Origin of the sequence: Parasphingorhabdus sp., from assembly GCF_036964675.1 — a bacterium.
Classification (GTDB): domain Bacteria; phylum Pseudomonadota; class Alphaproteobacteria; order Sphingomonadales; family Sphingomonadaceae; genus Parasphingorhabdus.
Genome location: NZ_JBALTF010000017.1, coordinates 10,802 through 22,692 on the forward strand (window position 1 = coordinate 10,802; position 11,891 = coordinate 22,692).

Consider the following 11,891-nt stretch of genomic DNA (forward strand, 5'->3'; position numbering starts at 1 on the left):
GCATGACGAGTATTGCCTATTCTGGAAAACGCTCCTAGGTTCTCTTTTCGTTCTTATCAAAAAGAGAGTTAATTTGGATCCCATCATCGTCATATTCGCCATTGTCATCGCTCTTCTGGGCGGTCTGGCGCTCGGCTGGATTATCGGCGGCAAGCCAGCCAAGGATGCCGCTCAGGCGACCGATGCGCTGCGGATCACTCTCGACGGTGTGCGCGATGAGCGCGATGCGGCGAAGACCGAACTGGCGGCGCTGCAGGCGGACGCTCGCAATCATGACAAGCAGATGCAGCAATTGATCGAAGCGAAAGAGGCTTTGTCGGCGCAATTTTCCGAGATCGGTGCGAAAATGCTGGAGACCGCGCAGCGGCAGTTTCTGGAACGCGCCGACCAGCGCTTTGATCAGGCCAATGAGAAGGGCGGCGAGAAAATCGCCAAGCTGTTGCAGCCGGTACATGAACGTCTGGCGACTTACGAAGCCTCGATCAACAAGATCGAGAAGGAACGGACCGAATCCTATGCCGGGATCACCGCGACCATCGAACAGGTGCGGCAAGGGCAGGACAGGGTGCAGCAGGAGGCTGCGCGGCTGGTCAATAGTCTCCGCAACGCGCCAAAATCGCGCGGCCGCTGGGGTGAGCAGCAGCTCAAGAATGTTCTCGAAAGCTGCGGGCTTTCCGAACATACCGACTTTGTCACCGAGCAGAGTATCGACACCGACGAGGGGCGTCTTCGTCCCGATGCGGTGATCAACGTGCCCGGCGGGCGCAAGCTGGTGATCGATGCCAAGGTATCGCTCAACGACTATCAGGACGCATTTGAAGCGGAAGACGAAGCGGCGCGCAGCTTTGCCATGGCGCGCCACTGCAACAGCATGAAGGCGCATATCGATGGCCTGTCGAAAAAAGCCTATTGGGACCAGTTCGAGGACGCGCCGGATTATGTGATCATGTTCGTTCCCGGAGAGCATTTTCTCGCCGCCGCACTGGAGCATGAACCGACCTTGTGGGATCATGCGTTCGAGAAAAAGGTGCTGCTGGCGACGCCGACCAATCTGGTCGCGATTGCGCGGACCGTGGCTGGTGTCTGGCGTCAGGAAAAAATGGCTGCCGAAGCCAAGCAGATCGGGCAGCTGGGCAAGGAAATGTATGACCGTCTCGCGGTTGCCGGAGAACATCTGAAACGCATGGGTTCAGGTCTCGGCAGCGCGGTCGGCAATTATAACAAATTTGTCGGCAGCTTCGAGCGCAACATCATGGCGACCGGACGCAAATTTGCCGAGCTGCAGATCGAAACCGGCAAGAAGGATCTCGATCCCGTGCCCGAAATCGAGGCGCTCCCTCGCTATAGTGACGCAGTGACCGAAAAGCTGATCGAAGATGATCGCGAGATCAAGGACGAAGCAGCAGAATAGGCGCTAGGCCGGGCCATCCGGTCCTTCGGTAAAGCTGCCGCCGCAGCCGTTCAATGTGCCGCTGTCGCTCGCTTCTACCTTGACCGTATCGGCATAGGTGCGATCGCTCATGCCATCGCTGCATTCTTCGCCGCTGGTGATATAGATTTTGATATTATCCGTGCCGGAAAAGCCTCTGACTTCCCAGCCTGTATCGGTTTTCTGCATGCGCTCAACCGCCAGCGTGAAGTCCTTGCCGTTTTGCGAGGTGAAGGCGATGTTCTCGCCCTTGATATCGGCGGCCCAGCCCGGCTCGGTACCGATGGCGCTATAGTCGCCCAGTTTCTCCGCGACGACTGTTTCTTCCGCCGGCGTCCCGCAGGCGGTGAGCGTCAGCGCGGCAAGCGATGACAATATTATTGTTTTTTTCATGATGAACCCCTCCGTCTTCAAGCTAACATAGGGAGGGCAGAAACGCCAAACTATCTCTGGCGGCTCTGGTTCAACACTTCATAGGCCATGACCGAGGTCGCCACGGCGGCGTTGAGACTGTCGGCCTTGCCCATCATTGGCATTTTGACCAGCGTATCGCAGGCCGCTTCATAATCGTCCGGCAATCCCTGCGCTTCGTTGCCAATCAGCAGAAAGGTCGGTGGCTTGTAGCGGACCGATTGATAGTCCGTGTCGGTGTTCAGGCTGGTGCCGACCAGTTCGCCAGGCCCGCTGCGCAGCCAGGCAAGAAATTCCGGCCAGCGGGTCTGGACGATCCGCTGGGTGAAGATCGCGCCCATGCTGGCGCGCACCGCCTCGACCGAAAAGGGATCGACGCAATCGTCGATCAGGATCAGGCCGCCGGCGCCAACTGCATCGCCGGTCCGCAATATCGTGCCGAGGTTGCCGGGGTCGCGGAGCGCTTGGGCGACCAGCCAGATATTGGACGCGGATCGATCCAGTTCTGCCAGCGGGACCGGATGATCCTGGTAAATGCCGATAATCGATTGCGGGTTGGATTTGCCGGAGAGTTTGGCGATGATCGCTTCGCTGGTTTCGATAACGTCACCGCCGGCGGCGACCGTCGCGGCTTCGATTTTCTGGGCGAGCGGATGCAGCTCTGTATCTTCTACAACCACCAATATTCTGGGGGTTTTGCCGCTGTCCAGCGCCTCGGTCAAAATCCGCAGCCCTTCTGCGAGAAACAGGCCTTCGCGTTTGCGATGCTTTTTCTCACGCAGGCTCCTGAGCCGCTTTATCGTCGGGTTGGAAAAGCCGGTAATCTGGTGGCGCATTGGCTCAGTCTTCGCCGAAGCCGTCGACGACCAGACCCGTCAGTTTTTCGAGCGCGCTCTCCGCCTGTTCGCCGGAAACGATGATCTCGACGCTGTCGCCCTTGGCGGCGCCCAGCATCATCAGGCCCATGATCGAAGTCCCGGTCACCTCGGTGCCGTCTTTCGCTACCCTGACGTCGAGATCGTCGGGCAATTTGCTGACATAGGTCACGAATTTGGCACTAGCGCGGGCGTGCAGCCCCCGGCTGTTGGTAATCTCGACGGTTTTGCGAAATTCGCTCATGCATCGCTTCCCAATATTTCGGAAGCGACGCTGATATATTTCTTGCCGGCTTCCTTGGCCGCAGCGATGGCAGACACGACATCCATGGACTTGCGCGCACCGTCGAGCCGGATGAGCATCGGCAGGTTCACCCCGGCAATGACTTCGACCTTGCCTTTTTCCATCAGGGAAATGGCCAGATTGGAGGGCGTACCGCCGAACAGGTCGGTCAAAATTATCACTCCCTCGCCGGAATCCACCTTCGCGATGCAATCGCCGATTTCCTTGCGGCGTTCTTCCATATCGTCACGCGCACCGATGCCGATCGCGGCGATCGCTTTTTGCGGGCCAACGACATGTTCCATGGCAATGACAAACTCGGTTGCCAGATGCCCGTGTGTCACGAGAACCAATCCAATCATGTCGATTAAATTCCCTTGTTCCCGTTTAATTTCTGCATAGATTCCAGCGCTTCCATTGGCCTTGACGCCAAGTTGCGATGCATGACATTGGGGGAAAAGCCGCCAGCACGCAAGTCTTTGCTCAGACGTTCGGCGACATGTACCGATCTGTGACGCCCGCCAGTGCAGCCGATGCCGATATTCACATAGGCCTTGCCGGCGTCCTGATAGCGCGGGAGCAGGAATTTCAGCATGTCGACGATTTTGTCAATCGCCTCAGCATAGGACGGATCCTTGCCGATATATTCTGCGACCTCCGGGTCGAGTCCGGTCTTCAGCTTGAGCTCCGGATCCCAGAACGGATTGGCCAGGAAACGGACATCGAACAACAGGTCGATATTATTGGGAATGCCTCGGGAAAAGCCGAAGCTGGTAAGCGTGATCGTCGTGACCGCGTCCTTGTCGAGCGTGAAATGCTCCCGGATTTCGCGCTGCAGGTCGTTGGCCGTCAGATCACTGGTGTCGATCACATGATCGGCCCAGCGGCGGATCGGAGCGAGCATGGTCCGTTCAAGCGCTATGCCCTGTTTTGCCGGACGATCCAGCGCCAGCGGATGCCGTCTCCTGGTTTCGCTATAGCGCCGCTCCAGTTCGCCACCGGCACAATCGAGATAAAGGGTGGAGATCTGATAATCCTGTTTCCCTTGCAGGCGCTTGACGCTTTTGATCAGCTTGTCCGGCTCAAATCCTCTGGTCCGGCTATCGAAGCCAAGCGCCAGCGGCGGATCACTGCCACTGCGGGAACTGGATGGTGGCGTTTTCAGCAAGCGCTCCACCAGCCGAAACGGAAAATTGTCGATCGTTTCCCAGCCGATATCTTCCAGCGTTTTCAAGGCTGTTGATTTGCCGGCCCCGGAGAGGCCGGTGACCAACAGGACCGGTTTGACAAGTTTTTCGCTCATGATTCTATCGCGCCCTGCATTATCCGTTGCAAGGCCCATTCGGCCTTGATTGCTGCGCTGATTTCCATAGCGTCCAATGTACAGGATGGAACCTTTATTCCCAGCAAAAACATCACCTGGCTGTCCATCGGGAAACGGTCCGGATGTTGTTTCAGGTCAATGACCAATTTTAGCTCTATTCCCGCGATATGGTGGCGCTCACATATGCCCAGCGAGCGAACCTCCAGTTTGCCGGCGAGACTGGCTGGCGGGCTGAGCAACAAAATTTGACTGTCGCGCCTGATGTCGACCTGGTCATCGCTGATCAGCGTCGCGCCCCGGTCGATCAGACGCAATGCCAGGTCGGACTTGCCTGACCCGGATTTTCCGCAAATCAAGAGGCCGGCGCCAGCAATCGCGACCGCGGTTGCGTGCATGGTTGCCCGTTCGCCGCCGCCTGTGGTCGTCATCCCATGGCCTTTGGCAGACGAATTTCAAAACAGGCTCCCGATTGCCCACCGGGCCGGTCGAGAATTCGGATCGTGCCCTGATGGCCTTCGACGATGGTCTTTGCGATCGCCAGTCCCAGGCCGCTATGCTTGCCGAATGCTTCGCCGTCGGGCCGGTCAGAGTGGAAGCGCTGGAAAACCTGTTCCCGCTGTTCCGGGAGAACACCCGGGCCCTGGTCCGCGACATGGATGACAATTTCGTCCCCATCCGGGGTTGCCAATATCTCCACCAGACCGCCATCGGGCGAGAAAGAGACGGCATTGTCCAGCAGATTGCTGAACACGCGTTCGAGCCGGCCGCCGTCGCCCATCACTTTCGCAACATCTTTTGCTGGCCGTGCGAAGGCAATATGCACACCGAGATTGGACGCCCGTTGTTCGCGAACCGCGAGCAACTGCTCCAGCATCTTGCCGATATCAATGGGTTCAAACTTGGCCCTGGCCAGTTCGGCATCGACTCGTGAGGCATCGGAGATATCGTTGATCAGCCGGTCAATGCGGCGAACATCGTCATTGGCCACGTCCAGAAGCTGTTTTTGCAGGTCCGGATCATCAACTCGTTCCAGCCCTTCCAGCGCCGACCGCAGCGAGGCGAGGGGGTTCTTGATTTCATGGCTGACATCGGCGGCAAAGGCCTCCGTCGCGTTGATCCGATCACGCAAGGCTGTGCTCATGGCGGATAGCGCGCGGCTCAATTGACCTATTTCGTCAAGCCGGCCCGGCATTCTGGGAATCGCGATTTCATCCGATCGTCCCATGCGCACCCGCAAGGCGGCGCGCGCCAGTTTTCTGATTGGTCGGACAATGGTGCGGGCCAGAAAAAGCGAGAGCAATATCGAAACCGCTGCGGCAACCAATATCACGAGCAGCACACTGGAACGCTCCGCTCTGACAATCCTCGTGATATCACGGGCGTTTGAAGTCAGCAGGATAGAGCCTGTGCCATCGGCAAGCGATTTCCCAGCGGCAATAACCGGCGTACGGTCCGGTGCGAGACTGACGGAGCTGACCGCTCGCGATGCATTTTGGGCGGCGACAAGCTCGGGCCATTCAGCCGCGACGTCATTGGCTGGTTCGCTGAAATCCGGGATCGGTGCGCTGAACACGAAACTTTCGATGGTTCGGTCCAATATCCGGGCAGCATCTTTGCGCAACGGCTCCGTTTCCGGGTCGACAAATTGGTAGCTCGGCTTTGCCAGCGCAAAACTGTCGATGATTTTTGTGCCATCCGGAGCATAAAGCCGGAGCCTAGCGCTGAGATGGCTGGAAAATTGACGGATTAGCGCGTTTTTATGCTGCGGATCCCCTGAAGACAACGCATCGGCGACGATCGTCAGCTGCAATCTTGCTTGTACCAGCCGCTCTTCGGTTAGCCGGTCGCGATAATTGTTGAGATAGAACAGGCCACCGGCCAGCAAGGCAATCGCCAGGACATTGACGACCAATATGCGGGTTGTGAGAGAAAGCCGGGCCGACCAACGGAGTGACAGGCCGCTTTCCCCATCTGGTCTGTCTTCATTCTGTGTAGCGATATCCGGCTCCATATAGCGTATCTATTGCATCAAATTCAGGATCGACTTCGCGAAATTTTCGTCGCAATCGCTTGATATGGCTGTCGATTGTGCGGTCGTCGACATAGACATCATCCTGATAGGCGGCGTCCATCAGCTGATTGCGGCTTTTCACAACGCCGGGCCGGTGCGCCAGGGTCTCGAGTATCATGAATTCCGTGACCGTCAGGGTCACATTCACAGTCTTCCACCGGACCAGATGGCGTGCGGGATCCATTTCCAGATGTCCGCGAACAAGAGGCTCTGCGGCTTCGTCATCCTGTCCTGCGTCGACGGATTTTATGAATTCCGTGCGTCGCAATATCGACCGCACACGGGCGATCAGCAGCCGCTGGGAGAACGGCTTTTTGATATAATCATCCGCTCCCATCGCAAGACCGAGCGCCTCATCCAGTTCTTCATCCTTGGAAGTGAGGAAGATCACCGGCACATTTGATTTTTCGCGGACTCTTCTGAGCAGTTCCAGCCCGTCCATTTTCGGCATTTTTATATCGAACACAGCAAGGTCTGGCGGATTCTCCAATATCGCATGAAGGGCCGCTTCGCTGTCTGAATATACCCGCGTGATAAAACCTTCGGCCTGCAAGGCGATTGACACAGACGTCAATATATTGCGGTCGTCGTCGACAAGAGCAATATTAGCTGCCATTTTTTCTGCGTTCCTTTGCCGCTCGCACTGGATGTGACCTAGTGGATCGGATAATAGGTTACAAGATAACTTGTCGGTAGCGATTTTGACATATGGAGTCGCGATTTGGCCGGAAAATCCATATTTTTGCAACGCCGTAGGGAAGAAATTTGACCGACTCGACAGGGTTCAGTAAGCGCCATTTCAAATTCGCCAGATCGGCGTGACCTCAACCTGTTTCAAGCCATAGGGGATTATCAGTGCCAAAAGTTTCGTCTGTTTCGTTAAATGATCAAGGTTTTACCAATTCGGCCGAGCAGCACTGGAACCTCGGAGCTCCAGCATTAGTCGAAGCTGCCGTTTCCCGGGGCGAAGGGCATTTGGCCAAAGATGGACCTCTGGTTGTCGAAACCGGCAAGCACACCGGGCGTTCCGCCAATGACAAGTTCATCGTGCGTGATGCCGAAACCGAAGACAGTGTCTGGTGGGGCAAAACCAATGTCGGAATGACGCCGGATCATTTTGCCGCTCTGAAGGAAGACTTCCTCGCCGCTCTGGCTGAGAAAGATACGTTGTTCGTGCAGGACCTTTTTGGCGGTTCGCAACCGGAACACCGGGTCAATGTTCGGATCATCAATGAACTGGCCTGGCACAATCTTTTCATCCGCACGATGCTGGTCCGGCCCAGTGATGACGAACTTGCGGCTTTCGACCCAGAATATACGATCATTGATCTGCCAAGCTTCAAGTCCGATCCGGCGCGCCACGGCACTCGCAGCGAAACGGTGATTGCGGTCAATCTTACCGAAAAGCTGATATTGATCGGCGGCACCGCTTATGCCGGTGAAATGAAGAAATCGGTCTTTGGCTTGCTCAACTATCTGCTGCCGCTCGATTCGGTCATGCCGATGCATTGTTCGGCCAATATCGGTCCGGAAGGCGATACCGCCATTTTCTTCGGCCTGTCGGGAACCGGCAAGACCACATTGTCGGCTGATGCCAGCCGGGTGCTGATCGGTGATGACGAGCATGGCTGGTCGGATACCGCTGTGTTCAATTTCGAAGGCGGCTGTTACGCCAAGATGATCCGGCTTTCCGAAGAAGCGGAACCGGAAATTTTTGCGACCACGCGCCGGTTCGGCACCGTGCTGGAAAATGTTGTGATGGACCCGGAAACCCGGGAGCTGGATCTGGATGACAACAGCAAGGCGGAAAATACCCGCGGTGCCTATCCGATCGAATTTATTCCGAACGCTTCGGAAGAAAATATGGGTCCGGTACCCAAGAATATCATCATGCTGACCGCCGACGCGTTCGGCGTGCTGCCGCCAATCTCGCGTCTGACTCCCGAGCAGGCCATGTATCATTTCCTTTCCGGTTACACCGCCAAGGTCGCTGGTACCGAAATCGGCGTGACCGAGCCGGAAGCGACATTTTCAACCTGTTTCGGCGCACCATTCATGCCCCGGCACCCGTCGGTCTACGGCAATTTGCTGAAAGAGCGGATTGCCAAGGGCGGCGTGCGCTGCTGGCTGGTCAACACGGGCTGGACCGGCGGAAAATATGGCGAAGGCAACCGGATGCCGATCAAGGCGACCCGGGCGTTGCTGAATGCGGCATTGGACGGCAGCCTGAACGACGGCGAATTCCGGATCGACGACAATTTCGGCTTTGAAGTGCCGGTGTCGGTCGCTGGCGTGGACAGCAAGATCCTCAATCCCCGTTCGACCTGGTCTGATCCGAGCGCCTATGATGAAACCGCGCAAAAGCTGGTCAAATTGTTCATCAACAATTTCGAGCAATTTGCCGAACATGTTGATCAGAATGTTCGGGAAGCAGCACCTACGGCGGCCTAGCTACCTGTTAAATCTTGGCCAGGTCGGTGTCGACGAGATCGTTTCGGATCACGATGTCGACATGGCCAAGATCATCGCTGGTGCTGTAGATCAGCCTTTCCCCCTGAACCATGCCCTTTGACCGGGTAGGTCTGTCGATCTTCCCGCTGGTCGCGATATCAGCGATGATCCGCACCAGCTGGTCGGTGACGTCGGCCAGCCTATAGTTCGGCGGCACGGTCAGGCAGATTTCCTGGTCGGCAAAATAGTGCAGTCCGGTCGTCACAAAGTAGCCGTGCCGGACCTCCTTGAAAGCGGTTTGAAATAGTGCCGGGAACCGGCCTCCTGCCAGATATTGGCGCACGATTTCGTCATAATTGGCAATATTGGCCACTTGGCGGGACGGCATCCAGGCTGCTGCGCTGGCCTTCAGGCTTTCCCCGATCCATTGGCCCAGCAACAGCAGTCGACGGTTGATATCGGTCAGGTGCCTGGCGCTGGCAAGATTGTCTCCAAGCTGAATCCCGATGGCAGAATCTCCCGGTGACGGGAGGTCGCGGTAGGGCGCCTGATCCCTTGCTGTCGCAAATCGCTGGCTGGTTTCCGCCGCTGTCAGGCGGGAAAGAAGGAAGGGCATGGCGTCGACAATGACTTCAACCATCTCCATGTTTTTGAACTTGGCGTGGTTGACCGATATTCGCTCTCTTGCCGCTTCACACCATGGCAATTGCGCCAGATCAAAGCCATCCGTCAGGGGAGCGATGATCAGCAGAGGAGGTTCGGGATTCATGACGCTTGTTCGGCTTCAGGTTCGTCCTGTCCTTCTGTTCTCTCTATTTTTTTAGCAAAAAATCCGCAAGATTCGCAATCTTGTTCGGAATGGCTTGCCGGTAATGTAAAATATATGGGGGCCGTTTGGGAAATAAATCCGGAAAATCATTGCAACATTTGATTGTCAGCCTGCGGCTGCGCCGATAACGGTCAGGCCATGACGAACTTGATCTTATCGGTGCTGATGCTGGCAGGAGCCGCGTTGCTGGCTGGCGGAATTTATATGTTGCGCAAGGGCATCAACAGAAAGCAGGGCTGGCTGATGCTGGTCGCCGCTGCTGTCATGTTCGCCAATGTCGGAATCTGGACGATTCCAACCCCTCAAAGCAATCAGTCTTTAGCGCCGCAATCCGGCGACTGAGTCTATTTAATCGGTGAATCCGGTGCGAGCCGCATGTCGAGATAATTGTCGATCGATCCCATCAGCAATTCCATTTCATTTTCATAAAAATGATTGGCGCGGGGAATCTCGTCATGGTGGATGGTGATGTGCTTTTGTGTCCGCAGCTTGTCGACCAGTTTCTGAACCGCGCTGGGGGTTACGACTTCATCATTGACGCCCTGAACAATGATGCCCGAGGACGGGCAGGGTGCGAGGAAGTTGAAATCATACATGTTGGCCGGTGGTGATACGGAGATGAAACCACGGATTTCCGGACGGCGCATCAACAACTGCATGCCGATCCAGGCGCCGAAGCTATAGCCAGCGATCCAGGTGGTCTGGGCCTCGGGATGGAAGCTTTGTACCCAGTCGAGCGCAGCCGCCGCATCGGACAATTCGCCAATGCCATTGTCGAACACGCCCTGTGAACGGCCCACACCGCGAAAATTGAATCGCAGAGTCGCGAAACCGCGTTTGACGAAGGTCTTGTATATCGCCTGGGTGATCCGGTCATTCATCGTGCCACCGGCTTGCGGATGGGGATGGAGAACCATGGCAACCGGTGCGCGGTCACGGGGGCCTGGGCTAAAGCGACCTTCGAGGCGGCCTTCGGGTCCGGTAAAAATTACATCTGGCATGGATTTTCAATTCTTCGATCTAGATTATATTTTCCAGATCGCAAGAAATTAGAATAGCTTTTGCGCTGGATGCAGCGCCTATATAGGGAGAGTGGACAAATCCGCAACTCAATCCCGCAACCCAGAGAGTTTTTGCCCCTATCGTGACCGACACAAAACGCATCTATCTCGACTATGCCGCCACCGCTCCGATGCTCGACGTGGCCAAAAAAGCCTGTGCCGAGGGTTTTGAGCAATGGGCCAATCCATCTTCGCCGCATGGCGATGGTCGAGCAGCACAAGCGATGCTCGAAAATACACGGCGGCGATTCAAGGAAGCGCTGAACTGGCAGGGCGACGTGATTTTTACCAGCGGTGCCAGCGAAGCGATCCAGATCGCGCTGACCAAGTCCAAGCCCGCCAGCCAATATGTTTCGCCAGTCGAGCATGATGTGGTGTTGAGATTCGCCAAGAATGCCAAGTCGATACCGGTCGACATGAACGGGATGGTCGTGCCGATGAACCTGAACCATCTGCTGAAGTCTGCCGATGGGCCGGCTCTGGTGGCGATACAGTCGGTCAATAATGAAACCGGAGTGATCCAGGATCTGGATGCGCTGGCGAAAGTCATCCACGACCGGGGCGGCTATCTGATGGCTGATTGCTCCCAATCGATCGGAAAAATGCCGTTGCCGGATGCCGATCTGATCATTGTCGCCGGGCATAAATTTGGCGGACCGCCGGGTGTCGGCGCGCTGCTGGTCAAGGATCTCCGGCTGCTGCAGGCCGATGGCGGACAGGAGCAGGGCTATCGGTCCGGCACCCAGAATCTGCCCTATATCATGGGCATGACCGCCGCGCTGGAAGCCCCGGCCAACTGGGCGGGACGCGCGACGGAATTGCGCCAGCATCTGGATGATGCGATCAGGAAAGAAGGCGGCTCGGTGATCGCCGAGAAGGCCCCCCGCATTGCCACGATCGCCAGCTATCATATGCCCGGCGTTGCCGCCAATACCCAGCTGATCAAATTTGATATGGCCGGATTCTCGGTGTCCGCCGGCAGCGCCTGTTCTTCCGGTACGCTCAAGACCAGTCATGTGCTCGAAGCGATGGGCATAGACCCGCAAGTGGCGCGGGAAGTGATCCGGGTCAGTATCGGACGCGACACCAGCCGGGCGCATATTTACGCCTTCCTCGACAAGTGGAAGTCGATATTCGCCGAATCCCGGCGAAGCTGA

The 11,891-nt window shown here is 56.6% G+C and carries 14 protein-coding genes; 4 read left to right on the forward strand and 10 right to left on the reverse strand.

Annotation, left to right across the window (positions count from 1 at the left end):
• The first annotated feature begins 73 nt into the window (after positions 1 to 73).
• Positions 74 to 1,411 (forward strand): DNA recombination protein RmuC, encoded by a 1,338-nt coding sequence (locus V7665_RS04850; protein WP_335663412.1) that lies wholly within the window; start codon positions 74 to 76, stop codon positions 1,409 to 1,411.
• A gap of 3 nt (positions 1,412 to 1,414) precedes the next feature.
• On the opposite strand, the gene V7665_RS04855 is transcribed toward V7665_RS04850, so the two are convergent.
• The 8 genes from V7665_RS04855 to V7665_RS04890 are packed head-to-tail and all read right to left on the reverse strand — an operon-like array spanning position 1,415 to position 7,009.
• Complete coding sequence (locus tag V7665_RS04855; protein WP_335663413.1) at positions 1,415 to 1,822, reverse strand: hypothetical protein; 408 nt, start codon at positions 1,820 to 1,822, stop codon at positions 1,415 to 1,417.
• A 50-nt stretch (positions 1,823 to 1,872) separates the two neighbouring features.
• Positions 1,873 to 2,676: a TrmH family RNA methyltransferase gene (locus tag V7665_RS04860; RefSeq protein ID WP_335663414.1), complete on the reverse strand. Its 804-nt coding sequence runs from the start codon at positions 2,674 to 2,676 to the stop codon at positions 1,873 to 1,875.
• A 4-nt stretch (positions 2,677 to 2,680) separates the two neighbouring features.
• Positions 2,681 to 2,959 (reverse strand): HPr family phosphocarrier protein, encoded by a 279-nt coding sequence (locus tag V7665_RS04865; protein ID WP_335663415.1) that lies wholly within the window; start codon positions 2,957 to 2,959, stop codon positions 2,681 to 2,683.
• Positions 2,956 to 3,360 carry a PTS sugar transporter subunit IIA gene (locus V7665_RS04870; RefSeq protein ID WP_335663416.1) on the reverse strand — a complete coding sequence of 135 codons (405 nt, stop codon included), beginning with the start codon at positions 3,358 to 3,360 and terminating at the stop codon, positions 2,956 to 2,958. Before V7665_RS04870 ends, V7665_RS04865 begins: the two co-directional genes overlap by 4 nt.
• Positions 3,361 to 3,365: 5 nt before the next feature.
• Positions 3,366 to 4,301, reverse strand: a complete 936-nt coding sequence (gene rapZ, locus V7665_RS04875; RefSeq protein ID WP_335663417.1) for an RNase adapter RapZ — start codon at positions 4,299 to 4,301, stop codon at positions 3,366 to 3,368.
• Positions 4,298 to 4,750: an HPr kinase/phosphorylase gene (locus V7665_RS04880; protein WP_335663418.1), complete on the reverse strand. Its 453-nt coding sequence runs from the start codon at positions 4,748 to 4,750 to the stop codon at positions 4,298 to 4,300. Before V7665_RS04880 ends, rapZ begins: the two co-directional genes overlap by 4 nt.
• Positions 4,747 to 6,333: an ATP-binding protein gene (locus tag V7665_RS04885; RefSeq protein ID WP_335663419.1), complete on the reverse strand. Its 1,587-nt coding sequence runs from the start codon at positions 6,331 to 6,333 to the stop codon at positions 4,747 to 4,749. Before V7665_RS04885 ends, V7665_RS04880 begins: the two co-directional genes overlap by 4 nt.
• Positions 6,305 to 7,009, reverse strand: a complete 705-nt coding sequence (locus tag V7665_RS04890; protein ID WP_335663420.1) for a response regulator transcription factor — start codon at positions 7,007 to 7,009, stop codon at positions 6,305 to 6,307. Before V7665_RS04890 ends, V7665_RS04885 begins: the two co-directional genes overlap by 29 nt.
• A 239-nt stretch (positions 7,010 to 7,248) precedes the next feature.
• On the opposite strand from V7665_RS04890, the gene V7665_RS04895 reads away from it, so the two are divergent.
• The gene (locus tag V7665_RS04895) at positions 7,249 to 8,844 is read left to right on the forward strand and encodes a phosphoenolpyruvate carboxykinase (protein ID WP_335663421.1); all 1,596 of its coding nucleotides are present in this window, start codon (positions 7,249 to 7,251) and stop codon (positions 8,842 to 8,844) included.
• A 7-nt stretch (positions 8,845 to 8,851) separates the two neighbouring features.
• Here V7665_RS04895 and V7665_RS04900 read toward each other — a convergent pair whose 3' ends face one another.
• The gene (locus V7665_RS04900; RefSeq protein WP_335663422.1) at positions 8,852 to 9,613 is read right to left on the reverse strand and encodes a hypothetical protein; all 762 of its coding nucleotides are present in this window, start codon (positions 9,611 to 9,613) and stop codon (positions 8,852 to 8,854) included.
• Positions 9,614 to 9,775: 162 nt separating this feature from the next.
• Between V7665_RS04900 and V7665_RS04905 the strand changes: the two genes are divergently transcribed.
• The gene (locus V7665_RS04905; protein WP_335663423.1) at positions 9,776 to 10,015 is read left to right on the forward strand and encodes a hypothetical protein; all 240 of its coding nucleotides are present in this window, start codon (positions 9,776 to 9,778) and stop codon (positions 10,013 to 10,015) included.
• A 2-nt stretch (positions 10,016 to 10,017) separates the two neighbouring features.
• On the opposite strand, the gene V7665_RS04910 is transcribed toward V7665_RS04905, so the two are convergent.
• Complete coding sequence (locus tag V7665_RS04910; RefSeq protein ID WP_335663424.1) at positions 10,018 to 10,674, reverse strand: alpha/beta hydrolase; 657 nt, start codon at positions 10,672 to 10,674, stop codon at positions 10,018 to 10,020.
• Between the two features lie 143 nt (positions 10,675 to 10,817).
• On the opposite strand from V7665_RS04910, the gene V7665_RS04915 reads away from it, so the two are divergent.
• Positions 10,818 to 11,891, forward strand: coding sequence for a cysteine desulfurase family protein (locus tag V7665_RS04915; RefSeq protein ID WP_335663425.1), 1,074 nt, complete (start codon positions 10,818 to 10,820; stop codon positions 11,889 to 11,891).

Bases quoted from the DNA above. Each gene is read 5' to 3' on its own strand.
- V7665_RS04855 (WP_335663413.1), bottom strand. From the start codon at position 1,822: ATGAAAAAAACAATAATATTGTCATCGCTTGCCGCGCTGACGCTCACC.
- V7665_RS04860 (WP_335663414.1), bottom strand. From the start codon at position 2,676: ATGCGCCACCAGATTACCGGCTTTTCCAACCCGACGATAAAGCGGCTC.
- V7665_RS04865 (WP_335663415.1), bottom strand. From the start codon at position 2,959: ATGAGCGAATTTCGCAAAACCGTCGAGATTACCAACAGCCGGGGGCTG.
- V7665_RS04870 (WP_335663416.1), bottom strand. From the start codon at position 3,360: ATGATTGGATTGGTTCTCGTGACACACGGGCATCTGGCAACCGAGTTT.
- rapZ (WP_335663417.1), bottom strand. From the start codon at position 4,301: ATGAGCGAAAAACTTGTCAAACCGGTCCTGTTGGTCACCGGCCTCTCC.
- V7665_RS04880 (WP_335663418.1), bottom strand. From the start codon at position 4,750: ATGACGACCACAGGCGGCGGCGAACGGGCAACCATGCACGCAACCGCG.
- V7665_RS04885 (WP_335663419.1), bottom strand. From the start codon at position 6,333: ATGGAGCCGGATATCGCTACACAGAATGAAGACAGACCAGATGGGGAA.
- V7665_RS04890 (WP_335663420.1), bottom strand. From the start codon at position 7,009: ATGGCAGCTAATATTGCTCTTGTCGACGACGACCGCAATATATTGACG.
- V7665_RS04900 (WP_335663422.1), bottom strand. From the start codon at position 9,613: ATGAATCCCGAACCTCCTCTGCTGATCATCGCTCCCCTGACGGATGGC.
- V7665_RS04910 (WP_335663424.1), bottom strand. From the start codon at position 10,674: ATGCCAGATGTAATTTTTACCGGACCCGAAGGCCGCCTCGAAGGTCGC.